The sequence below is a fragment of the Pseudomonas sp. PS1(2021) genome, from assembly GCF_020405165.1.
Taxonomy (GTDB): Bacteria; Pseudomonadota; Gammaproteobacteria; order Pseudomonadales; family Pseudomonadaceae; genus Pseudomonas; species Pseudomonas aeruginosa.
In genome coordinates this window covers 4,000,307-4,022,493 of sequence record NZ_CP084484.1, presented here as the reverse complement: position 1 = coordinate 4,022,493, position 22,187 = coordinate 4,000,307, and the positions used below count along the sequence as shown (strand labels likewise).

Below are 22,187 nucleotides of genomic sequence, written 5' to 3'. Positions count from 1 at the left end.
AAGACGTCCAGACGAAAAGCTGGCATAAAGCTGTCATATGTCGCGGAGCCATGTTGAATGTGCCATTCTTAGACCTCTTCAAGCTGCTTCATCGCCCTCAGCATCCAGTCGGAAGGAATCCAAATGGCCGTGCCCATCGCTGTAGCACCTGGCGGAGACAATAGTGGTGTACGTAATGCGTTCGACGACCACGGCGCATACCTGAAATCGCTCACACCAGAAATTGTCATAGCACTATGTGGCCCGATGGGCACTCCACTCCATGAAGTAGCCAAGACGTTCCAAGAGCTAATTCGTGGAACAGATTTTGGATACGAGGAGGTGAAAATATTACGTTTAAGTAAAGAAATTCGCCGATTAAAGGGCTTGGAAGAAGAGAAGTCGATTGAAAGGCTAATTGATGCCGGTAACGAGCTACGCCGAGATTATGGTAATGCTATTCTCGCGAAATTGGCGATTCAAGATATTTTGTTGTCGCGAGCAACTCATCAAGAGCTTCATGACTCAGAACTTAGGCAAAAAGATCCTAAGGCGGCAGCTGATCCAGCAGCAGTAATGCCTCGGGCCGCCAGGAAATGTTGTCACATAATTGATTCAATAAAAAATATTGATGAGCTGACACTTTTACGGTCTGTTTACGGGGACATGCTACATGTTGTCGGTGTGTACTCTCCTATCGAGATGCGACTAGAACGTCTAGCACGGATAAAAGGTCCTAGCGATGAAGTTCACAGGCTTATTGATCGGGACTCAGGGGAGGAAGTCAAATATGGCCAAAGCGTTGAAGATACATTCCCTAGATGTGACTTTTTCTTGAGGGTTGATTCGGCTACAGATTCGCAGCGAAACACACGGGTTCGACGCTTTTTAGAATTGATGCTAGGCACCAGGATTATAACCCCTACCGTCAATGAACGTGCTATGTATGCAGCATACTCGGCTGCGCGTAACTCTGCTTGTCTTTCTCGGCAGGTAGGTGCAGCCATAACAAATGCTGAAGGCGAGATACTTGCTTCTGGCTGGAATGATGTGCCAAAGGCATTTGGTGGTTTGTATCATACAGTCGATCAAAACTCTTCTACCGATGATGATCGCAGATGTTGGAACATTGAAGGTGGTCGCTGCTTTAATGATGATGAAAAGACTGCAATTGCTAATGCCATGGTTGACAGGCTCATTGTGAATGGCCTGGTTGAGGAAAAAAAGCGTTCATCTGCATTTGAAATGCTTAGAAAAGATTCTCAGCTCAAGAGTCTTATCGAGTTCTCACGTGCGGTTCATGCGGAGATGCACGCTCTTCTGACTGCAGGGGAGACAAAGGGCGGGCAGATTAGAAATGGGAAGCTATTCGTTACCACTTATCCTTGCCACTCATGCGCAAGGCATCTCGTTGCAGCAGGTGTCAAAGAAGTGTATTTCCTTGAGCCATACAGGAAAAGCTTAGCGACTAGATTGCACTCAGACTCCATCACAGAGCGAGAGAGCGACGACTCCAAGGTCCGAGTGATGCCCTTCGACGGTGTCGCCCCATCCCGATTTCTGCGGTTTTTCTCAGCACATCCAGGCGGCAGGAAAGACCCGAAAGGTATCATGCACGTCCACGAGGCTTCACCCGTGACAGCGATCACTCTTGAGGCTATACATACGCTTGAAGCATTCACCTTAAGGGCATTAGAATCCGCCGGCCTGAACAAACGGTGACCAACAATGTCAGACAGAGACCTGCCTCTTCTAGGGAATATCATGGAACAGCACGTGCAGCTTTCCTTGGATTTTCAGTCTGTTACGGCGCCGTCCGGTCAGTGCTTGTCGACTGTCCCAGCCACCGCTAGCGCTCCGCGCTACTCCTCCGGCGATGTGGCGCCGCGCTCGAATGTCGTGCAGTTCAGGAGTGATCGCGCCGTGACTGGCTCACATTCCGGATCAACGGCAGCAGCGGATCCCAGCGCAGATCTTATCAACCGGATCCTGAGTAGCGTTCGTTTCTACGAGTAACTGACTCTGCTTCATCGTTGGGAGCCCAAAGCCTTTCGGCTTTGGCTCCTGCATAGATATCTGCGTTCGGCATCCACCGTCCGTATACTCTCGCGATCATAGTCCAGTCGCCATGCCCCATCTGTTTTGATACCCACATCGGATGTTCTCCTGCGGAGAGCATCATTGAGGCGTAGGTATGCCGTGTCTGATATGGGCGCCGGTAACGGACGCCAGCCTTCTTCAGAGCATGCGTCCAGAGCGTCTTGCGTATAGGCTGGTCGCCAGTCCAACGCTCACTGGTTCGCGGGTTCTGGAAGACCTCCAGGCCAGCCAGGAAAGTGAACGTCTTCTGCGCTGTCAGTGCATCGAGCGCTGGCCCAAGCAGCTTGATGCTGCGCTTACCGGAAATTGTCTTGGTCACCTCAGCCTTGCCCTTAGCGTCTTGGGTCATCGCCCGACTGACGTGCACCTCGTTGCGGATCCAGTCGATGTCGCCCCAGTCCAATGCCACTAACTCGCTGGTGCGCATGCCGGTCCAGAACGCGAATTGCACCAAGTGTCGGCCCTGACCATCAAGCGCGGCTAGGATGGCTCTCTGCTCCTCGGGGGAGAAGGGATCAACGTCGTCCTCACGCACCTCGCCCTTACGTGCGTAGGTCCACCCGGCTAGCGGGTTGAGGTCGAGAAGCTCTTCGTCGATGGCCTCGTTCAGCGCCGAGCGAAGGCAGCTTTGAATGTTGCTCAAGGTCTTGTTGCTGACTTGCAGTGTGTCCAGCCAGTCCTTCACCGCCTTGCGCTTGAGTTCAACCACCAGACCGTCACCGAGCGCGGGAATCAATCGCAGCTCTACGATCTTCCTGTAGCCTTCCCATGTGCTGCTGGAGACGTGCTTTTTCTTTCCGGCTAGCCATCGGATGAGGAAACCGGCCACGTTTTCCCGGCAAGCCTCTGGCGAAAACTTTGCTGCACGTGGGGAGCCGGGGAAGGTAGCTGAATAATCAAAGACGCCTGTGGCGATGGCTTCCTCGATAGCAATCTTGTGCCGCTCGGCGAGCTTCAGATTAGTGGCGGTGGGCTTGCGCGAGATGCGCTCACGGCACCGAACTCCACGGTACATGAACGTGATTTCGATACTCGAGTCCGAGACCGCCCGAACTCCCCGCCCATCTCTACCCATGACTCATATCCCTCCACATCAATTAGTACCCGACCATCTGGGGCCTTGATCCAAATTTCCCCGAGTCGCCAAATTCCGTCGCGAAGCTTCGAGCGGATAGCGTCTTCGGAGTAGCCAGACTCGCTGGCAAATTTCCTGACGGTTACGTAGCGCATGCGTCGTTAGTCCTGGCTATTCAGGGTTAACGATTACGTGTAGGCCGCGTATCGATTTGCCGATGTTGGTTTGGATGAACACGTTGTCCGATTTGTCGTAGAGAGCTTGCTGGCGCAAGCAGCGTCTAACAGTACTGTTGGTCATATCCGACTCCCTTTAACTATTCGGATACAGCCTACGGACGGCTCCCAGGCGTGTGTTTCGCTTTCACGCAACAAAAGCGGCGGAAATTAGAAATCTGGGAATCCCCTACCAGGGGTATGCACAAGCCGCATGACGAAATCAGATTGCTTGCTGCTCTGGAAGCCCAAGGCCAAAGTCACCTCGGATGCAGCTTTTTCTGCTCAAATGCGATGCGGTTCATTACGCAAACTGGAATTGCGAACCCTTGGATATTGGTTTTGAGAGTTTCGTAGCCGTCTTCGACGATGCCGCAGGGCACTCCCCGCCGGAAGCGCATTCCTCTGCCGATGTAATTGCGAAGAATGATTTCCCAAGACTCATCGTCATAGTAGGCGCCCGTGATATCAGCCCAGTTGGCCGTAACACCGCATCCAACAATTCCATCAGATGTCAGGCAGAAAATTTCTACTTGATTTTCCTGTGTAACAGGTATGGCGTAAATTCGGCCGTTGGGCGCTATGGGAGGAAACGTCTGCCCGTTACCGAGATGACGAAATTCCATGGTGGATCTCCGGTGAACTGAGTTGCATAGCACCCTATGCCAGGTCATGGAAAACCCAAGCCGGTACAAATCGCATACAGGTTCAGTTGGGTTTCCAGAGGGCCTTCATAAGCTGTGGCAATCAAAACAGGGAGTGGCGCCATGGGTAACAAATCAACAACGATCCGAATCGTAAGCGTTCATTCCACGACGTACTGGACTTACTTTACGTCCCGAAGGGGCCTTAGCAATTCCGGTGAGACCTTGTACTGTTTCGTGCCGTTCTCGGCCAGGACGATCACGCTCTTGCGGTTGATCTTGGTGACGATCCCCATAGTCAAGCCAGTTCGGCTTTCGAAGGTCACCTTCAGCCCCACGTGCAGCCGACTCAGCGCCTGCAGGTTTTCTTGATCTTGCAGTTCATCAATGCGCCGGCAGATCATTCGGTTCAGCTCCAATAGCTGATCGATGCTCATGTCTTCAATGCGCATGGAGGGTGCCCTTTGGCTGTGCGGTCTGTCGATCAGAATGGCGCGGATCGATCAGCGAGCGTAACGGATTATCGGCGAACCGGGTCTTCCAGAGCCGAGGCGTCAGGTCAGCGACCTTGCTGGCCGGGTGCTGACTGATGCGCTGCAGCACGTCCACCAGATAGGTGTACGGGTTGATGTCGTGCAGTTTGCACGTAGTGATCAGGCTCTGGATGATGCCCACGTGTTCCGCGCCGAGTTCAGTCCAGCAGAACAGCCAGTTCTTGCGTCCCATGGGAATGGGGCGCAGGGCCCGTTCCAGGTGGTTGGTGTCTGGCTGGACGTCTGGGTCTTCCAGGAAGACGGTCAGGCTGGCTTCACGGCTGAGCACGTAGTTCAGTGCTTTGGTCAATAAATCACTGGGCAGCAGACCGCCCTGTGCCAGTTGATCCCGGCACCATTGGAAGAAGTCGCTGACCACCGGCTTTGAGTGGAGCAGCCGGTACTGGCGTTTCTTTTCGCCGGTCAGTTGCTGGACGCGGATCTCTTCTTCGTTGGTGTATAGCTTGGCAATCTGCTGAAGGGCTTCGGTGGCAGTTATCGGGTGGTCCTTCTGCGCCTCAATGAAGTAACGACGACTGTGCACCCAGCACTGCGCGTGGATGATGTTCTGCTGTGCGGCGGCATAGCGGGCATAAGCAGCATAGCCGTCACTGATCAGAGTTCCGCTGAACTGTTCGTTCAGTACCTGCTCGATATGGGCTCGGCCTCGACTGTTCGAGTAAGTGAACACCACTTCATCGGCATCGCCGTATAACGGCCAGAACCAGCCGGATTTCATCTTGCCTTTTTGTGGGCCTGCCCGACCCTGGTGGCCAGCTTTAATCGGCGTCTCATCCATCGCCAACACCCGGCTGCGCAGAACATTGTCGGTCTGGGCATCCACGATCGGCCGCAGCAGATCAATAGATCGCTTGATCAGATTGGTGAGGGTGCTGCGGCTGAGGGTAATACCCGCTTGCTGGATGCGTTGGTGTTGGCGATACAGCGGTAGGTGAAACTGGAACTTGTCGACCATCAGACCCGCCAACAAGCTGACGTCGGCCAGGCTGTTGTCCAGTACGTTGGACGGGGCCGGCGTGGTCACGGGCTTGTCGCTGCCCTTGCGCCGAAATACGGGGCGTTCCACTTGCAACACCACGTAACTGGACGTCCGCTGGGCCAGCCGATAGGTCGTTTTGGTGCCAAGGATGTCGTACTGGTCGGCGTCGGGGCCGCTTAGCTCCGGCGGCAGGTGTTCAACAACTTCCACTGGCACGTCCGCTGTAAAACGCAGACCCGTATCGTTCAGGCAGTCGTCGTCCCGCTGTTTCTTTCCGGTGCCTCGCTGATAAGCCCGAACCGGGCGTTTCTCCGCATCGAGAGGCTTCTCCGGGCTAGCCGCATCATTCGATTGGAACAGGCCGCCCTGCTCCGGGAGGTCATACACCTGCTTCTCGGACTTGGGGCCGAACAGCTGCTTCTTGAACCAGTCCAACTGCCGCTGCATGACCTGTAGCTGCTCACGCAACAGGGCATTCTCCTCGGCCAGTACCGAGTAGGAAGGGGCGTTGGAATAGGACGCGGAAGCCATTGAATTCATGGCCGATATTATACCGGAACACAACCCGCTACGTGCCCCGAAAACGCTTGAACTGACGGTACTTTTGCACCTCGATACCGTCAATCAGCAACTGGAGATCAGTCAGGTTTAAGGGCGCTGTCCCGAAGAAGACGGCCGTACCCGGAACTGCCCCTGCTCCAGTCGCTTGGCCCACAGGCAGTAGCCCGTGGGCGTGAAATACAACATCTTCATTTGGGTCTTGCGACGGTTAACGAAGACAAAATACTGCCCGCTGAGCGGATCTTGCTTGAGTTGATTGCGGACCAGAGCGCTCAGCCCCGGAAGGATTTACGCATATCCGTGGGCTCGGTGCACAGCCAGATCCGGGCCTGGCTATCCAGACCGATCATCTGATCTGGCTCAGCCTTAGCTCAACACCATTACCCAGGCTCAGCACGATATTCCAGCCGCTTCCGGGAGAGGCCGAGTCATCCATCAGCGATGACAGATCCAGGAAGCTGGCATAACCAGAATCCGCAGCCTCACCGACCGGCTGACTCAACAGGCGCTTGCGCCAACTACAGAAGCTGGCATAACCGAGTTTGTGCTCCTTGCAGAACTGCGTGGCCGACAGGCCGCTGTCACGCTGCTGACCGATTAGGACTTGCCACTGTTCTGCGGTGCGGTGTTTTCTCATGGAAATAACCTCGCGTTGTTGAATGCGAGGTCACTCTAGGGCGGAAGTCAGCGGGATGGCAGGATGTCTTGGAATGAACGCTTACCTCTTAGCAGCCTTGCGCTCGATATCGAGCAGCTCACTGTTGGTCCTGTACTCCTCCAGGGCTATGTAGTGCTGATTTCGCTCTCTTATCTCCAATGCGTCCAACGGACGAAGCGCTTGCTTGAGTGCTGGTGTTTTCATCGCAGACGGCCGTCCGATGATGACTCCCCACTGGTTGGGAACGACAGCCCAATCATCATGCTGTTTCGGGTGTATGGTGAATTTGCGCCCAACCACTGCGCTTACAGCAACTACAAGCGCGACCCCAACAAAATCCGGCGGGCATTGGGTGCGTTCAGCGACATCCCGCACGTATTCTTGAAGAACAGCAGGCAGTAGCTCTCCACGCCAGGGCATAACCCTGGCCAATCCGTTCGGCAGTGGCTTTGGCACAATGGTTGGGTTCAGATATGAGGCGCGTGCCGCCTTGGGCATTTCTGCCAAAAACGACGGTATCTGCTCGTGTGCGGTCATTGCTCATCTCTCTCGGAGAAAGCCCGAATGACTCCGTCACGCTCGCTGATCTTGCTCTCCAGCCAGGCTTCCACCTCTGCGACGACGAAATAAACTCCAGCCTGTTTGCTCGGACCGAATTTGATAGGGCGAGGGAAGCTGGGATCGGTTTCACGCAGCTTTTCGAGGCCAGAGCGGCTCTTGTCAAAACAATGCTGCAGCGAGGTGTGACTGATCAGGTACTTCTTGGGGGCATGTGTCGGCATGTGTGGGTCTCTGTGTGTAAGCCGACACAGATTTAATACCCCTGGCAGATCGCTGTGGTGCGATTTCAAACCGAAAAATCGTCGGAAATTACGATGCCGGTTGAGGCGAAGGGGACACAGCCGCAGATGAGGAATGGGTTGGGAAGGCTGTCATAAAGCTGGCATTACCCAGCCAAAACAGCCCATCCGGGCACAAAAAAGGCACTTGCGAAAATCGCTAAGTGCCTAATTTGTAAGGATTATTTGGTGGAGCCGGGGGGATTTGAATCCTAAGACACAAAGACCCAGCTCAAATCAGCGTTTCGGGCACTTGGCTCCAGAAAGCTGATTTGTAGGATTTCACTTAGTCGTTGAGCAGTATAGGAACCTTGAGCCTTCCGTCAAGAGCGCATCCAAATCGATTTTCACTTCAAAGGCTTAGCGCGGTACAGGGAGAGTTTTTTGCGTTCAAATCCTTTCTGGGGAGTTGAACTGACTGGATTGATCAAGGCGTTTTGGTTCAGGTGGTTGCCCCGATCAGTCCTCTAAACGCTTTGCTCATGACGTCATGCGACAGGCAGGGCAGCCAGTTCTGCCTGGTTGCCTGCTCAATCATCCGTAACATTCTGCACTTTTCCGAAGGTATCCCAGTGTCCGACCAGTTCATCAACGCGGTCTGGAGTGCGTTCAGTTTTGCTCAGCACTAGGCACCGCGTTGAGCCAACGTATTCCTCGACTAGATAAAGGGAGTCACCAACATCTACACCGAGCTCTTGGAGGACCTCATCGGGAATGCGAATGGCGCCATCACCATCCCAATCCTCGATCACGACTTTTAGCGTTTTCATGTAAATACCTTGCTCCAATTTCGGCTTGCCAGTGACTGGCAGGCTTCTCGCGTACCGCCAAAGCATCTCCGAGATACTGTCTGCATGTCGGCTTCAGTGACATAAGTGATGCTGTTCCCATCCTGGTCAATCAGCACGCCCCCTGCGCCAATTAGCAGCGCATGACCTGCAGCCACATCGTGTGCTGAAACCGGCACAAGCGATACGCCTGCATCCCCATCACCTGCTGCGACTCGTGCCAACCGATAGGCGATGCTGGGCATCGCCACAAAGCAACCTGGTGAGCACAATTCAGAATTGATTTCGGGCTTGTTCGTTGCCGCAGTGCTGACCATAACTCTGCTGTCTTGATTCCATTCTTTTTGGGTGAGTGTCGCTTTAATGGGGCTCCCATTGCGAAGCACACACGGTGCCCCTTTTGCCCATGCGACGCAGTCGGAATCACCATCCAGCAAAACAGGTGCATAGACCACGCCAAGCACCGGTTGGGCATCCTCAAGCAAACCGACAGATATTGCAGAGCCTTTGTGGCCTTTCAGGAAGTCTGCAGTCCCATCATTGGGGTCAACAACCCAGCAATACCTGGCTCCTGTGAGCCTATGGCCTGTTTCCTCACCCCAGAAATCACAGTCGAGCAGCTGCAGTAACCGCGGCTTTAGCAGTGATTCAATTTCAACATCGACATCTGCTTTATCGCCTGAGCCGCGAGGTCCTTCTGGGCGCTGCCATTCAGTAATGAGCAGCAGGCCAGCGTCTTCGACTAGTTGGACGACCTGTGCAAGAAGGCTTTCGTAATCCATAAGGCTTAATATTGAGTGTTCGCTTTCTGTCTGAGGGCGTGAATGGTTGGGTGTGAGATCATCAATTCCCATGGCGCGATTTCCAGAGGGTGAACTCGGATGGCCGTAATCCGTAACGCGCCAGCACCCCTTCGTGCAGTCGTCGGAGCTCTTCAACGATCAGGGCTTGTACTTCTGGCTGCTCAGTGTCTGAAACATGCTCAGCTACTGCGTGTTGAATGCAGGTCAGTGGATCAAGCTCAGGATGAGTGACGACCTCTCGAATGGTCGATTTGATGAAGTCCCGCCAGGTCAGTCTAAGTGGGTCTGGTTCAGCAAGGTCTTGCTTGATTGCCAGGTACTCCTGCGTTGAGCGTTCATAGGCCCAGAGGTACAGGTCGCGCAGCAGCTCTACCCGGGTCATTTCGTATACGCCCAACGTGGCGCGGCTGTAGGCCTGTTCGGGTACATCCAGAAATGTCAGCGGACATAGGTTGGCGCGAAACAGTGGCAGGTTCGCTGCCAGTCTGGAGGTGCGCTTGTTGATGTCGGCAAAGGGCTGCAGGTAGGGCAGGTGCACCATCATGAAGAACGACTGCTCGAACGGATCAGTAATCTGATTGGCCTTGCTAAGCAGAACCTCCAAGGTGTCCTCAATCTGTTGTGGTGTTGAGAGAGGGCGATAGGTGCTTTTCCCAATGTCGACGGCATGCTGCCGGATGCGGCCTTCATCTGCAGGATTTGGGAGCAGGTTCTCGGCCAAGGCGCTGTGCAGGTTCATCAATGTGTAGCGGTTGAACTCTGCACTTTCAATGTTCTCGACCAACAGCTCGATTGCCGTTTTATGGTTCAAGATCATCTGTGTTTCGATGGCTGCTTTACCTTGTGCGGCCTTTCCATGCTCAATCAGCTGTCGCGTATCGAGTCGCGAGTAGGTGTTCCCCTCCAGGTGACTCGATGCCCACGATAAATCAATCAGCAGGCGATTCAGGACTGCGCGGCTGTACGTGCCTGCAGGCTCCAAGGCATCTGTGGTTTTGCCCATTCTGTGCAGTTGGCGCCGCAGTGATTCTGGCAGGTAGCTCGTTGCGTTCGGCTGGTAGGTGTCAAGAAAGTCGCGCTGGTAGCCTACGGGCTTGCGCGCTTCAGGTGGTTGGTTGATGTAAGCGAGGATGTCTCGGCTGTCTGCCGACAGCGGGATAAAGGACGGAAAGCTATCAGTGTCCAGGGTGCTGGTTTCTGCTTGGATAGCAGTTCCGAAATAGCGCCGTGCTCTACCTTCACCCTGCGCTGAGATCTGACCGCTTGCTATCAGCTTTGCAATCAGTCGCTGCGCTGTTCTCCGAGCAATGTCGGGGTGTTTGGCCAATAGCTCAGTCAGCGTCAGACCGTTCCCAGATGCCTGGATACTGTTGAGTATGTCTGTGGAGGAGGGCATAGCTTAGGTGGCGCCGTTTGAATGCTGTTGGCGCAATTATGGCGCAGTTTTCTGAACTGCGCCAATTGGAGTGGCGAATTTGGCGCAGTTCTAGGCGATCTGCGCCATAGCGAGGGCCGAGGGGGCTGAGCGAGGGGTAGTAGTTCAGATGTGCTGGGGCCCTGGATATTGGTACGTCCATGACCAATGAACCCTTGTCGAGGTCATCCGTAGGTAGTTGGCCCTGCGCCTAATGCTTGGAGTCTATTTGGCCCCTCCCAGATCAGCCGGGTGGCAGTTGCCTAATCCTCTGTTCCAATTCGATTGCCAAGGCTTCCGCAGTAAAGTGAGTGGCATTCACTAAAATGTCTGCATGCGCCATTAGCTCTTCAAGTACGCACTTACGAAAGCCGGGATCAAATGTTTCCATATCCTCTGCGGTTGCACCACGAGCAAGGAGGCGTTGTTGGCGGTCAGGCTCGTCGAGCAGAAGCAGGATAGTGATATCTGGCTGGGGCAGGCTCTTGCTCAGAGCTCCCAGATCAGCCGATACACCACGAGCTTTTGCATAGGCCAGTGTCGAGGCCCAGTAGCGATCCATAAACACCCACTCGCCACGTTCAACCAGGCTGCGTGCATGACTCCCCTCGCTGGAAACGCTGGCTGCATAGAACAGCGCCTTGGCAAGTTCATCATGGGCAAATGCCTCTAGAATAGCTGGGCGGCTACTACGCAATGCGGGGCCAGGGGTACTCATTGCGTGGCCCGAAAAACGCGCGGCCAGTCTGTTCAGAATCGTAGATTTTCCCACGCCGTCGAGGCCCTCAATAGCAACAAATCCAGCCATTTCAGTTCTCCTCCAGCTGCTTGGCAATACGAGCCATTTCGGCATATTCCGTCTCAGAGAAGCCATTACTGGCGACTACGATGGGAATGGTTTGGTCATCGCTTTCCTTGAATCCATAGAGCTGTTTCTGCTCGTATAGTGGCGTCCCTCTCAGCAACATCAGTGGCCAGGCCCTTACCCGAGGCACCCGCCGCTGCACACACCAATCAACACTGCTACGGAAGCTGTCCAATGTTTGATTGGGCAAGCCGTAAATCAGTGAAACCTCAAAGTCTATTTGCCGTTCATGTAACTGACGGATTCGGCTGCAGACGATACCCAGATGGTTGGGCCTTTTGATTGCTCGGTACTCGGCCTCTATGGTGGTCTGCAGGCCGAACTCAAGGGTGACATTGAGCCCCTCAAGCGCATCCAGAAATTCCTGGGTGCAGGTCTCGAAGCGGCATTGCAGAGAAAGGTGCGCAGTTACACCCGCCGCTTTAGCGCTGTTGAGGATCTGAATGGCTCGCTTGGCATCATTGTGAAAAATCGGATCCAGCACCGAGATGCGCTTTACCTTCGCAGCAGCAAACATCGCGAGCTCTTTCTCCAGCCGATGGCCATCAAACCATTGGTGTTTGAGACGTATGCCTGGCTCGCGGTGCTGGCAGAACGAGCACTTGAACGGGCAGCCGCGCTGAGTCTCCCAACGGATGCTGCTCTGTAACCCAGCTGTTTCCAGCAGGTACGGTGAGGGTAGGGTCAGCAGATCGTGATCTGCCTTACGGCCTAGATCTGGAGTACCGGCGATGTGGATGCCGCAGTCATCGGGTGTGGTACCGCAGGCCAGTGCAACCATGGCCATCTCGCCCTGCCCACGAACGAAATATCTTACTAACGGATATGTGCATTCCAATTGGCCCTTGGCCATGTAGGAGATTTGCGGTCCGCCAAGGACAATCTCTGCTCCAGTGTCCTGAATCGAATGAGTCAGGGCGCGAACCTTTGCGTCGTTCCAGACAAAGGTACCGAAGCCAACCAAGCAACCAGGACCGGCCTGCGTGATGGCTTGCAGCAAACGAGCCTGTACCTGCCCCAGTGAGAAAGCAGGGCTGTTCACTTGTGCGTCGATGATCTGAAATGGCACACCGGCTGCGCGCAAAGCCGCAGCGATAGAGGCGATCCCTAATCCGGTTTTACCGTCCTGCGGCCGACGCCAATCCAATGAAACCAAGATTACCGGCCTCATGGCATCAGCTCCTGGCCAGCGTGCCGGTATCGTTCAGCGTGGCCACGCAAGCGTTGCCTTACATCGCGGCGGAAGTTCTGGAATGCGCGGCAATCTCCGGGCGTGCTAGGGATGGTCTGAAAAAGACTTCCCGAATCTGGTGAAATACGCCGATCCCGTTGCCCGAGTTTCCCGATGAAGCAAATGACCTTCGCCGACGCCGAGTACGCCGGCAAGCGCAAGCAGACCCGCAAAGAGTTGTTCCTGATCGAGATGGATCAGGTGGTGCCGTGGAAGGGTTTGATTGCCCTGATCGAGCCGCACTACCCCAAGGGTGAAGGTGGTCGTCCGGCGTATCAGCTGATGGCGATGCTGCGCGTACATTTGATGCAGAACTGGTTCGGCTACAGCGATCCGGCGATGGAGGAGGCGCTGTACGAGACCACAATCTTGCGCCAGTTTGCCGGGCTGAACCTAGAGCGTATTCCCGACGAAACCACCATCCTCAATTTCCGTCGCCTGCTGGAGAAGCACGAGTTGGCGGCCGGGATTCTGGCGGTGATCAATGGTTACCTGGGCGATCGGGGTCTGTCGCTGCGCCAGGGCACCATCGTCGATGCCACGCTGATCCATGCGCCGAGTTCGACCAAGAACAAGGACGGTAAGCGTGACCCGGAAATGCACCAGACCAAGAAGGGCAATCAGTATTGTGTGTCACGAACACAGGTCGGATGACCTGTGCTGCTGTGCCGAAGATGGAAGTAGGCCTTCCGAAGTCGGCTTGCAGGAGCGGACTTCAAACCACCCGGTGCTGCTGCATCCAAAAGGTGTGGTGGTGAGCGACCGAGGAAAAGTCATCCCTGAGGATGGCAGGTGAGTATGGAGAAGATGAGCGAAAGCAAACCGTCCGATGACGCATCGTTATGCCCAAGGTGCTGCCGAAACTGAGGTGGAGTACTGGCTTCAGGACAAGTCGGGGCGTTACCTGCTTACGGACCCGATGGCAGCCGGTGTATAGGCGGCATGATCTTCATACAGGCTTTGGTACGGAACGTGAGAACCTTGTTCCAGATGCGAAGGAAAATGACAAATGGCCAACACCATGAGGAAGAATACCGATGCTGGAACGAGGGGCGGAGCCTCCCGTAGTAGCGATGAAGTCTCTGTAATGGAGGTGGAGCGAAGGGGCGGCGTTATCCGGCCGACGAGCGTTGCCAACCTCCGGGGATGAGTGGCGTGAGCTCGGCGAAACCTTATGACATAGCGAAACGCACGGTATGGGACGCCTACCAGCAGGTCAGGGCCAACCGCGGTGCTGCCGGCATCGACGATGAAACCATCGCCGATTTCGAGCGGATCTGTCTAAGAATCTCTACAAGCTGTGGAATCGGATGTCGTCGGGGTCGTACTTCCCGCCTCCGGTCAAGCAAGTAGAAATTCCCAAGGCATCGGGAGGCACGCGCAAGCTGGGAGTGCCCACGGTTGGTGATCGTGTCGCGCAAACCGTGGTCAAGCTTCTCATCGAGCCGGAGCTGGACTCGATCTTCCACTCGGACTCCTATGGGTACCGGCCGGGACGATCAGCGAAGCAGGCGGTGGCGATCACGCGTGAGCGCTGCTGGCGATACGACTGGGTGGTGGAGTTTGATATCAAGGCAGCCTTCGATCAGATCAATCATGGGTTGCTGATGAAGGCGGTGCGCCTGCACATCAAGGAGGACTGGATACTTCTGTACATCGAGCGGTGGCTGGTTGCGCCGTTCGAAACGGATCACGGCATGCGCGTCCCACGCGAACGCGGCACCCCGCAAGGTGGAGTGATCAGTCCCTCCTGATGAATCTGTTCATGCACTATGCCTTCGACACCTGGATGCAACGTACCAGCCCCAACTGCCCGTTTGCCCGCTACGCCGATGATGCGGTGGTGCACTGCCGCAGTCGAAAGCAAGCGGAGTACGTGATGCGCTCCATTGCTTCACGGCTGGCTGCCTGTGGCTTGACGATGCACCCCGAGAAATCGAAGGTCGTGTACTGCAAGGACAGTAACCGTCGCGCAGGTTATCCGCATGTGAGCTTTACCTTCCTCGGCTTCACCTTTAGGCCGAGGAAGGCGCTCAGCAAACAAGACCAGCTCTTCACGAGCTTCCTTCCGGGAGCGAGTGCGGATGCCTTAAAGCGGATGCGGCAAGCGGTACGCAGGTGGCGACTCAATCGCCAAACCCACGTGACGCTGGTCGACGTGGCTCGGCTCTACAATCCAGTGATACAGGGGTGGTGGCAATACTATGGCTCGTTCTATCGGACAGCCATGCTTGGCATCTTCCAGCACATTGACCGCGCGCTTGAACGCTGGGCCCGACGAAAATACAAGGCTCTTCATAGGCGCAAGCGGCGCGTTAGCCAATGGCTGGACAAGATGCGGACTGTGGTACCCCGGCTGTTTCATCACTGGCGAGTGACCGGGCAGCAAGGTTGGATAACGGGAGCCGTATGACGCGAGAGTGTCACGTACGGTTCTGCGAGCGGCTGCGGGGGCAGTTCCCGCGGCCGACTCACCACTTTGGCATGAAGGCCCACATCGGCGTCGATGACGAATCAGGCCTGGTGCATAGCGTTGTAGGTACGGCGGCCAACGTGGCGGACGTCACCCAGGTCGACAAGTTGCTGCATGGCGAGGAAAACGTTGTCTGCGCCGATGCGGGTTATACCGGCGTCGAGAAGCGTGCCGAGCATGATGGCCGCGAAGTGATTTGGCAGGTGGCAGCACGGCGCAGCACTTACAAAAAGCTGGGCAAGAGCAGCGCGCTGTACAAAGCCAGACGCAAGATCGAGAAAGCCAAGGCTCAGGTACGGGCCAAGGTTGAGCACCCGTTTAGGGTGATCAAGCGCCAGTTCGGTTATGTGAAGACGCGCTTCCGTGGCCTGGCGAAGAACACCGCGCAGTTGATGACGCTGTTTGCTCTGTCGAACCTGTGGATGGCGCGCCGACATTTGCTGACCAATGCAGGAGAGGTGCGCCTGTAATGCAGGAAATGGCCGCCGCGAGGTGTTCTCGGCGGCTAGAAACACCGAAATAAGCGGGTTATCTGATCGTTTTTGATCGATTTGCCGCTTTCAAAATCGGCGGAGGCTGAAGTCAGCCAGAAATGCATGGCTACTTCAGACCATCCCTAGGCACTACATCAGCGCTGCTGGTGGGGTGTCAAGTTACGTAGGGAGGTTACTTGTTGCCAAGGTGAGTTGCCAGCCGCAATTAATGGTAACTGCTACAAGGTCATGAGGAGACGGGTGGCATGATTATAAAAAAGCGTTATGCCAGGATACTGGGGCAGGAGGGGCACAGCTGCTCACGTGATGTTGACAATGAGGGTGCGATAAGCCTGTTGAGCTTTTTTGCACATCGCCAAATTCTGCACATCCTGCCAACAGGACCGAAAAGAAGATAATAGAAGATATTTTCATGGGCATGTTTAGCTTGCTCTAGTTTTGTTGTTTTTTTTGGAAGCCTTGCTCGATGAAATATACCCTCATGGTAGTTGGAGTCAAGTGCAAATTTTGCCGCTCGTCGGGATGCTGGATTCTATTGCTTCAACGGGTCCACGCATTGCGGGGGATGCATGGAGGTGCTGTCTAGAGAGCGCTCAATGAAGGCTATCATGTCCAATGGGCGTGGACTCCTGGCTATGGTTATCATCAGCGTGCGATTATTTTTCGGTAGGCGTTTGGCGCAGCGGCGAGCGGTATTCTTTATGGCCCTGTGAGTTTGGTGAATTTGTGCGCTTAGCATTAAAGCAAATATTGCATCTTGATGAGTCATGGCGCTGTTCTCTACGGTTACGTCTTTGCCGATCTGTTCTTTGTGTTGGGTGTTTACTGTGGTGCTTAGGTTGTGTTGTGTGGCCGCGCTATATCAGGTATGCAGGATTCTAAGCGCAGCCTCTTGGAGTAAGGTCGTAGCATCTTCAATTGTGAGAGCGGCACTGCTTTTTGCTTGTTTGCTCATTTCAGTCAGCATTGACAGAATCAGGTGTGTGATTGCTTGGGGGAAGACGGGGCTGAATGATTGAGTCCGTATACCGTGCTGAATTATTTCGTCGAGTAGGGCGGTGTACTCTGCACGGGTGGCTTCAATGACCTTTTGTTGCCTTGGATGTAGGTTTCTGAATTCGAGTTGTGCAATGGAGAGACGTTGTGGGTTCGAAGCATTGAAGCTGAAATATGAACGGATGTAAGCAGAGAGCTTGTGGTCAGGGGAGCCACCTGTAGGTAGATCAATTTTAATGGCGTCGAGCAAGTCTGTTTCGTATTCGTCGATTAGCTCGAACAGCAACTCTTGCTTGCCCTCTATGTGGTTGTAAAGTGACCCGGGCTGCATCCCCAATGTGCTAGCCAGTTTTCGCAAGCTGACATTATGAAAGCCTAGTTCGCTGAACAGCGTCAGGGCAACCTGCCTCACCAGTTGATGTGAGGAGGCATGGTCTACGCTAGAAGGCACTCTTCCTGTCATTGGCAACAGGTTACAAGTCGCTGTAGCGGTGTTCATCACGACCGTCCAAGAGTTGATGAAGTGCCGACTGACTAATAAACCGCAATGTGTAATTAGCCAGTGTGGGCACTTAAGTAATGTTTAAGGCCTTGCAAGCGCCAATGCGATACCTTGACCTCCACCGATACACAGGGTGGCCAAGCCTTTCTTAGCGTCGCGTCGGATCATCTCGTGAATGAGGCTGACCAATACACGGCAGCCAGATGCACCTATTGGGTGACCGAGAGCGATAGCGCCGCCATTGACATTGACCTTGTCGATATCCCAATTCAGCTCCTTGCCGACTGAAAGAGCCTGAGCGGCAAACGCCTCGTTGGCTTCTATAAGGTCAAGATCGTCCAGAGACCAGCGAGATTTCTCCAGGCACGTTTTGCTGGCGGAGACGGGACCGATGCCCATGATCTGCGGGTCAACACCGGCACTGGCATAGGCCTGGATGGTTGCCAGCACCGGCAGGCCGAGAGTCTTGGCTTTTTCTGCACTCATCAAGAGTACTGCGGCTGCACCATCATTGATGGTTGAGGCGTTGCCGGCGGTTACGCTGCCATCCTTCTTGAATGCTGGCTTGAGCTTGGCGAGAGATTCGGCGGAAGTTCCGGCTCGTGGCTGTTCGTCAGTGGAGAAGAGCAGTGGCTCACCTTTGCGCTGAGGAATTGCCACCGGGGTGATTTCGCTCTTGAAACGACCGGCTTCGATGGCGGCGCAGGCCAGGCGCTGGGAGCGTGCGGCGTAGGTGTCCTGTTCCTCACGGGTCAGTTGGTAGCAGTCGACCAGATTCTCCGCGGTGATGCCCATGTGGTAGTCGTTGAAGGCATCGAACAGGCCATCCTGTAGCAACGAGTCGGCGAGCTGGGCGTGACCCATGCGCAGGCCAGTACGAGCTTTGGCCAGCACATAGGGAGCCTGGCTCATGCTCTCCATGCCGCCGGCTATCACTACTTCGGCGTCGCCGCAGCGGATCGCCTGGGCCGCCATGCTGACGGTTTTCAACCCCGATCCGCACAGTTTGTTCACGGTCAGGGCGGGCACGCTATGCGGCAGGCCGGCGTTGATTGCAGCCTGGCGAGCTGGGTTTTGTCCACAACCCGCGGTGAGTACCTGGCCGAGGATCACTTCATCGACGCTGGCCGGGTCCAGACCAGTTTTCTCCAGTAGGGCACGAATCACGATACTGCCCAACTCGGCAGCGGTAAAACTGGCCAGGCTGCCTTGGAAGGTACCGATGGCGGTACGGGTTGCGGCCACGATGACGACGTCCTGCATGTTTACCTCCGAATAAAAAGCGTGGTGCCATGTCTTTGCGGGAAGACACCACGTTCTGCCATACGGCAGAAAACTTGTTGTTTAGGGAGCCAGTTCTCTGGAGGACATGAGCTAGTGCCTGCCCAGCGCCCGTGCCACCCGCGAGCCGTTGGGCTTGTCCAGCACGGCGCAGATGCGCGCACCGGCGGCGACCAGCAGGTCCATGTCGATACCGGTGTGGATGCCGAGGCCGTCGAGCAGGTAGAGCACGTCCTCGGTGGCGACGTTGCCGGTGGCGCCCTTGGCGTAGGGGCAGCCGCCGAGGCCGGCCACCGAGCTGTCGAAGACATTGATGCCTTCCTCCAGGCTGGCGTAGATATTGGCCAGGGCCTGGCCGTAGGTGTCGTGGAAGTGCCCGGCCAGCAGGTGGCGTGGCACCTCGCGGCCCACCACGTTGATCAGGTGGCGGGTCTTGCCGGCGGTGCCGGTGCCGATGGTGTCGCCCAGGGAGATTTCGTAGCAGCCCATGGCGAACAGCTCGCGGGCCACGCTGGCGACCTGCTCGGGCGCCACTTCGCCTTCATAGGGGCAACCCAGCACGCAGGAAACGTAGCCGCGCACGCGGATGCCGTGGGCCTTGGCAGCCTCCATCAGCGGTACGAAGCGTTCCAGGCTGTCCTTGATCGAGCAGTTGATGTTCTTCTGCGAGAAGGCCTCGCTGGCGGCGGCGAACACCGCGACTTCTTCCACGCCGGCCGCGAGGGCGGCCTCGAAGCCTTTCAGGTTGGGTGCCAGGGCGGCGTAGGTGACGCCCGGCTGGCGCTGGATGCTGGCGAACACCTCGGCGGAGCCGGCCATCTGCGGCACCCACTTGGGCGAGACGAAGCTGCCGATTTCCACGTAGCTCAGGCCGGCGGCGCTGAGGTCGTCCACCAGGCGCACCTTGTCGGCGACGCTGATGGGTTGCTTCTCGTTCTGCAGGCCGTCGCGGGGGCCGACTTCGACGATCCTGACTGATTCTGGAAGGTTCACTCGATGCCCTCCAGCTCCACCAGTACGGTGCCTTCGCCGACCATCTCGCCTTCGCCGCAGTACAGCGCCTTGACCGTGCCGGCATGGGGCGCGCGGATGCTGTGTTCCATCTTCATCGCCTCCAGCACCACCAGGGCGCTGCCGGCCTCGACGCTCTGCCCAGACTCGACCAGCACGCGGACGATGCTGCCGTTCATCGGCGCGGTCAGGCCGCCATGCTGATGGTGGCTGGCCTCGGCTTCGGCGATGGGGTCGAAGCGGCTGACCGCGTGCAGCTCGCCGTGCCATTGCAGGTGCAGGGTGTCGCCCTGGCGGATGGCGTGCAGGCGGCGTTGCAGGCCCTGCTCGTCGACCTGGCTCAGGCTGTCGCCGTGCAGGCGGGCGCCGCCGTTGGCGCGCACCTTGCGCTCGTGGCCGTTGCAGGACAGGTGCAGCTCGATCTCCACTGGGCCGCCGGCGCGCCAGCCGCTGTTGCTCGCCCAGGGCGAATGGGCGTCATCGTGGCGCTGGCGCAGCGGTTCGCTCTGGGCGAAGGCCTCGGCGGCCGCTTGCCAGAAGGTCTCCGGCAGTTCGCCGGGGGGCGGCAGCAGCACGTCCTGGTGGCGCGGGATGAAACCGGTGTCCAGTTCGGCGGCGGCGAAGGCCGGGTGGGCCAGCACGCGGCGCAGGAAGGCCAGGTTGGTACGCACCCCTCCGACCAGGGTCTCGTCGAGCATGGCCAGCAGGCGCAGGCGCGCTTCCTCGCGGTTCTCGCCCCAGGCGATCAGCTTGCCCAGCATGGGGTCGTAGAAGGGCGACACAGTATCGCCCTCGGCCACGCCGCTGTCGGTGCGGCGGCCGGGGCCGGCGGCGGCCTCGCGGTACAGCGCCAGGGTGCCGGTGGCGGGCAGGAAGTCGTTGTCCGGGTCTTCCGCGTACAGGCGCACCTCGATGGCGTGGCCATTCAGCGGCACCTGTTCCTGGCTGATCGGCAGCGCCTCGCCACGGGCCACGCGGATCTGCCAGGCCACCAGGTCGAGGCCGGTGATGGCTTCGGTGACCGGGTGCTCCACCTGCAGGCGGGTGTTCATTTCCATGAAGAAGAAGTCGCCACGGGCGTCGAGCAGGAACTCCACGGTGCCGGCGCCGACATAGCCGATGGCCTGCGCGGCCTTGACCGCCGCCTCGCCCATGGCGCGGCGCAGCTCGGGGCTCAGGCCGGGGGCGGGGGCTTCCTCCACCACCTTCTGGTGGCGGCGCTGGATCGAGCAGTCGCGCTCGTTGAGGTACAGGCAGTTGCCGTGCTGGTCGGCGAATACCTGGATCTCCACGTGGCGCGGCTGCAGCACGTATTTTTCCACCAGCATGCGCGCGTCGCCGAAGGCGGCCTGGGCTTCACGCTGGGCCGAGGCCAGGGTCTCGGCCAGTTCGCTTTCGCGCTCGACCACCTTCATGCCCTTGCCGCCGCCACCGGCGGTGGCCTTGAGCAGCACCGGGTAGCCGATGCGCTCGGCGGCGGCGCGGAAGCTTTCCAGGTCCTGGGCCTCGCCATGGTAGCCGGGCACCAGGGGCACGCCGGCTTGCTCCATCAGCGCCTTGGCCGCGGACTTGCTGCCCATGGCGTCGATGGCGCTGGCCGGCGGGCCGAGGAATAGCAGGCCGGCTGCCTCGATGGCGCGGGCGAAGCCGGCGTTCTCCGAGAGGAAGCCGTAGCCGGGATGGATGGCCTGGGCGCCGCTGGCCTTGGCCGCGGCGATCAGTTTGTCGATCAGCAGGTAGCTGTCGGCCGGCTTGGCGCCGCCCAGGTCGATGGCCAGGTCGGCCTCGCGCACGTGGCGCGCGGCTGCATCGATGGCGCTGTGCACGGCCACGGTCTTCAGGCCCAGGGCCTTGGCGGTGTGCATCACCCGGCAGGCGATCTCGCCGCGGTTGGCCACCAGCAGGGTGTCGATATGCTTGAGGCTCATGCTTGGTGCTCCTGCCAGCTCGGTTTGCGTTTGTCGAGGAAAGCGCGCAGGCCTTCCTGGCCCTCGGCGCTGACGCGGATGCGGGCGATGGCGCTTTCGGTGTAGCGGCGCAGGGCCGGGCTCAGCACACCGCTGCCGACTTCGCGCAGCAGGTCTTTGCTGGCGCGCATGGCCTGCGGGCTGTTCTGCAGCAGGTTGGCGATCCAGGCTTCGACCTGGGCGTCCAGCTCGGCGGCCGGGTAGCACTCGGCGAGCAGGCCCAGTTCACGGGCCTGGCCGCCGCCGAAACGCTCGGCGGTGAGGGCATAGCGGCGCGCGGCGCGCTCGCCGATGGCCTGCACCACGAAGGGGCTGATCACCGCCGGAGCCAGGCCGATGCGCACTTCGGACAGGGAGAACAGTGCGTCCTCGCTGCCGATGGCCATGTCGCAGCAACCGACCAGGCCCACCGCGCCGCCGAAGGCCGCGCCCTGGACCACGGCCAGGGTGGGGATCTTCAGGCCGTGCAGGTTGTACATCAGCTCGGCCAGCTCGCGGGCGTCGCCGAGGTTGGCCTCGTAGTCGAGGCCGGCGGCCTGCTGCATCCAGGCCAGGTCGGCACCGGCGGAGAAGTGTTTGCCGCGTCCGCGCAGCAGCAAGAAGCGCAGCGAACTATCCGCCGCCACCGCGTCGAGGGCGAGGATCAGCTCGCGGATCATCTCGGCGTTGAAGGCGTTGTTCTTCTGGGCGCGGTTCAGCCACAGGGTGGCGAAACCGCGCGGGTCTTGTTCCAGTTGTACGGTGGTGAAGTCGGTCAT

At 57.4% G+C, this 22,187-nt stretch carries 19 protein-coding genes and 3 pseudogenes; 4 read left to right on the top strand and 18 right to left on the bottom strand.

The features are described from left to right. Positions 1 to 123 precede the first annotated feature (123 nt). Entirely contained in the window at positions 124 to 1,701 is a 1,578-nt protein-coding gene (locus LE197_RS19345) for an anti-phage dCTP deaminase (protein WP_124122810.1), read from the top strand. 256 nt (positions 1,702 to 1,957) lie between these two features. On the opposite strand, the gene LE197_RS19340 is transcribed toward LE197_RS19345, so the two are convergent. The 13 genes from LE197_RS19340 to LE197_RS19280 form a co-directional block, all read right to left on the bottom strand. Beyond that, entirely contained in the window at positions 1,958 to 3,154 is a 1,197-nt protein-coding gene (locus LE197_RS19340; protein WP_058177693.1) for an Arm DNA-binding domain-containing protein, read from the bottom strand. A gap of 475 nt (positions 3,155 to 3,629) precedes the next feature. Then, positions 3,630 to 3,995 carry a hypothetical protein gene (locus LE197_RS19335; RefSeq protein ID WP_071566483.1) on the bottom strand — a complete coding sequence of 122 codons (366 nt, stop codon included), beginning with the start codon at positions 3,993 to 3,995 and terminating at the stop codon, positions 3,630 to 3,632. A gap of 200 nt (positions 3,996 to 4,195) precedes the next feature. Beyond that, positions 4,196 to 4,465 (bottom strand): hypothetical protein, encoded by a 270-nt coding sequence (locus LE197_RS19330; RefSeq protein ID WP_003458515.1) that lies wholly within the window; start codon positions 4,463 to 4,465, stop codon positions 4,196 to 4,198. After that, positions 4,455 to 6,086: an IS66 family transposase gene (gene tnpC, locus LE197_RS19325; protein ID WP_004423346.1), complete on the bottom strand. Its 1,632-nt coding sequence runs from the start codon at positions 6,084 to 6,086 to the stop codon at positions 4,455 to 4,457. The genes LE197_RS19330 and tnpC overlap by 11 nt, the downstream gene beginning before the upstream one ends. A 108-nt stretch (positions 6,087 to 6,194) precedes the next feature. Further along, on the bottom strand, positions 6,195 to 6,374 hold the full coding sequence (tnpB, locus tag LE197_RS37340; RefSeq protein ID WP_226034107.1) for an IS66 family insertion sequence element accessory protein TnpB: 180 nt from the start codon (positions 6,372 to 6,374) through the stop codon (positions 6,195 to 6,197). A 79-nt stretch (positions 6,375 to 6,453) separates the two neighbouring features. After that, positions 6,454 to 6,744, bottom strand: a complete 291-nt coding sequence (tnpA, locus tag LE197_RS19315; RefSeq protein ID WP_004423344.1) for an IS66 family insertion sequence element accessory protein TnpA — start codon at positions 6,742 to 6,744, stop codon at positions 6,454 to 6,456. An 81-nt stretch (positions 6,745 to 6,825) separates the two neighbouring features. Then, on the bottom strand, positions 6,826 to 7,302 hold the full coding sequence (locus tag LE197_RS19310) for a DUF3987 domain-containing protein (protein WP_226033695.1): 477 nt from the start codon (positions 7,300 to 7,302) through the stop codon (positions 6,826 to 6,828). Further along, the gene (locus tag LE197_RS19305; RefSeq protein WP_016253800.1) at positions 7,299 to 7,547 is read right to left on the bottom strand and encodes a helix-turn-helix transcriptional regulator; all 249 of its coding nucleotides are present in this window, start codon (positions 7,545 to 7,547) and stop codon (positions 7,299 to 7,301) included. Before LE197_RS19305 ends, LE197_RS19310 begins: the two co-directional genes overlap by 4 nt. A 587-nt stretch (positions 7,548 to 8,134) precedes the next feature. Next, entirely contained in the window at positions 8,135 to 8,374 is a 240-nt protein-coding gene (locus tag LE197_RS19300) for an AbrB/MazE/SpoVT family DNA-binding domain-containing protein (protein ID WP_041476652.1), read from the bottom strand. Further along, positions 8,371 to 9,174 (bottom strand): inositol monophosphatase family protein, encoded by an 804-nt coding sequence (locus tag LE197_RS19295; RefSeq protein ID WP_041476671.1) that lies wholly within the window; start codon positions 9,172 to 9,174, stop codon positions 8,371 to 8,373. The genes LE197_RS19300 and LE197_RS19295 overlap by 4 nt, the downstream gene beginning before the upstream one ends. 61 nt (positions 9,175 to 9,235) lie before the next feature. After that, a complete protein-coding gene (locus LE197_RS19290) occupies positions 9,236 to 10,522 on the bottom strand; it encodes a Fic family protein (RefSeq protein ID WP_226033694.1) in 1,287 nt (428 codons plus the stop codon). Positions 10,523 to 10,853: 331 nt separating this feature from the next. Then, complete coding sequence (locus LE197_RS19285) at positions 10,854 to 11,417, bottom strand: dTMP kinase (protein WP_071537053.1); 564 nt, start codon at positions 11,415 to 11,417, stop codon at positions 10,854 to 10,856. Between the two features lies 1 nt (position 11,418). Next, complete coding sequence (locus LE197_RS19280; protein ID WP_052168375.1) at positions 11,419 to 12,645, bottom strand: B12-binding domain-containing radical SAM protein; 1,227 nt, start codon at positions 12,643 to 12,645, stop codon at positions 11,419 to 11,421. A 174-nt stretch (positions 12,646 to 12,819) separates the two neighbouring features. On the opposite strand from LE197_RS19280, the pseudogene LE197_RS19275 reads away from it, so the two are divergent. The 3 pseudogenes from LE197_RS19275 to LE197_RS19260 all read left to right on the top strand — a co-directional run. Beyond that, positions 12,820 to 13,332 (top strand): annotated as a pseudogene (locus LE197_RS19275) (IS5-like element ISPst5 family transposase); the annotation flags it as partial. A gap of 519 nt (positions 13,333 to 13,851) precedes the next feature. Continuing rightward, a pseudogene (gene ltrA, locus LE197_RS37160) lies at positions 13,852 to 15,118 on the top strand (group II intron reverse transcriptase/maturase). Between the two features lie 59 nt (positions 15,119 to 15,177). Then, positions 15,178 to 15,648 (top strand): annotated as a pseudogene (locus tag LE197_RS19260) (IS5 family transposase); the annotation flags it as partial. Positions 15,649 to 16,534: 886 nt separating this feature from the next. On the opposite strand, the gene LE197_RS19255 reads toward LE197_RS19260, so the two are convergent. From LE197_RS19255 to LE197_RS19235, 5 genes are all read right to left on the bottom strand, one after another. Further along, the gene (locus LE197_RS19255) at positions 16,535 to 17,167 is read right to left on the bottom strand and encodes a TetR/AcrR family transcriptional regulator (protein WP_079384982.1); all 633 of its coding nucleotides are present in this window, start codon (positions 17,165 to 17,167) and stop codon (positions 16,535 to 16,537) included. A gap of 84 nt (positions 17,168 to 17,251) precedes the next feature. Continuing rightward, the gene (locus LE197_RS19250) at positions 17,252 to 18,433 is read right to left on the bottom strand and encodes an acetyl-CoA C-acetyltransferase (RefSeq protein WP_034031003.1); all 1,182 of its coding nucleotides are present in this window, start codon (positions 18,431 to 18,433) and stop codon (positions 17,252 to 17,254) included. A 111-nt stretch (positions 18,434 to 18,544) separates the two neighbouring features. Next, the gene (locus LE197_RS19245; RefSeq protein WP_034031004.1) at positions 18,545 to 19,444 is read right to left on the bottom strand and encodes a hydroxymethylglutaryl-CoA lyase; all 900 of its coding nucleotides are present in this window, start codon (positions 19,442 to 19,444) and stop codon (positions 18,545 to 18,547) included. Beyond that, positions 19,441 to 21,390, bottom strand: coding sequence for an acetyl/propionyl/methylcrotonyl-CoA carboxylase subunit alpha (locus LE197_RS19240; protein ID WP_034031005.1), 1,950 nt, complete (start codon positions 21,388 to 21,390; stop codon positions 19,441 to 19,443). Before LE197_RS19240 ends, LE197_RS19245 begins: the two co-directional genes overlap by 4 nt. Further along, positions 21,387 to 22,187 carry a gamma-carboxygeranoyl-CoA hydratase gene (locus tag LE197_RS19235; protein WP_034031006.1) on the bottom strand — a complete coding sequence of 267 codons (801 nt, stop codon included), beginning with the start codon at positions 22,185 to 22,187 and terminating at the stop codon, positions 21,387 to 21,389. The genes LE197_RS19240 and LE197_RS19235 overlap by 4 nt, the downstream gene beginning before the upstream one ends.

Excerpts from the sequence above, each read along its gene's own strand:
- LE197_RS19345 (WP_124122810.1), top strand. The coding sequence starts at position 124 with ATGGCCGTGCCCATCGCTGTAGCACCTGGCGGAGACAATAGTGGTGTA.
- LE197_RS19340 (WP_058177693.1), bottom strand. The coding sequence starts at position 3,154 with ATGGGTAGAGATGGGCGGGGAGTTCGGGCGGTCTCGGACTCGAGTATC.
- LE197_RS19335 (WP_071566483.1), bottom strand. The coding sequence starts at position 3,995 with ATGGAATTTCGTCATCTCGGTAACGGGCAGACGTTTCCTCCCATAGCG.
- LE197_RS19330 (WP_003458515.1), bottom strand. The coding sequence starts at position 4,465 with ATGCGCATTGAAGACATGAGCATCGATCAGCTATTGGAGCTGAACCGA.
- tnpC (WP_004423346.1), bottom strand. The coding sequence starts at position 6,086 with ATGAATTCAATGGCTTCCGCGTCCTATTCCAACGCCCCTTCCTACTCG.
- tnpA (WP_004423344.1), bottom strand. The coding sequence starts at position 6,744 with ATGAGAAAACACCGCACCGCAGAACAGTGGCAAGTCCTAATCGGTCAG.
- LE197_RS19310 (WP_226033695.1), bottom strand. The coding sequence starts at position 7,302 with ATGACCGCACACGAGCAGATACCGTCGTTTTTGGCAGAAATGCCCAAG.
- LE197_RS19305 (WP_016253800.1), bottom strand. The coding sequence starts at position 7,547 with ATGCCGACACATGCCCCCAAGAAGTACCTGATCAGTCACACCTCGCTG.
- LE197_RS19300 (WP_041476652.1), bottom strand. The coding sequence starts at position 8,374 with ATGAAAACGCTAAAAGTCGTGATCGAGGATTGGGATGGTGATGGCGCC.
- LE197_RS19295 (WP_041476671.1), bottom strand. The coding sequence starts at position 9,174 with ATGGATTACGAAAGCCTTCTTGCACAGGTCGTCCAACTAGTCGAAGAC.
- LE197_RS19285 (WP_071537053.1), bottom strand. The coding sequence starts at position 11,417 with ATGGCTGGATTTGTTGCTATTGAGGGCCTCGACGGCGTGGGAAAATCT.
- LE197_RS19280 (WP_052168375.1), bottom strand. The coding sequence starts at position 12,645 with ATGAGGCCGGTAATCTTGGTTTCATTGGATTGGCGTCGGCCGCAGGAC.
- LE197_RS19255 (WP_079384982.1), bottom strand. The coding sequence starts at position 17,167 with ATGAACACCGCTACAGCGACTTGTAACCTGTTGCCAATGACAGGAAGA.
- LE197_RS19250 (WP_034031003.1), bottom strand. The coding sequence starts at position 18,433 with ATGCAGGACGTCGTCATCGTGGCCGCAACCCGTACCGCCATCGGTACC.
- LE197_RS19240 (WP_034031005.1), bottom strand. The coding sequence starts at position 21,390 with ATGAGCCTCAAGCATATCGACACCCTGCTGGTGGCCAACCGCGGCGAG.
- LE197_RS19235 (WP_034031006.1), bottom strand. The coding sequence starts at position 22,187 with ATGACCGACTTCACCACCGTACAACTGGAACAAGACCCGCGCGGTTTC.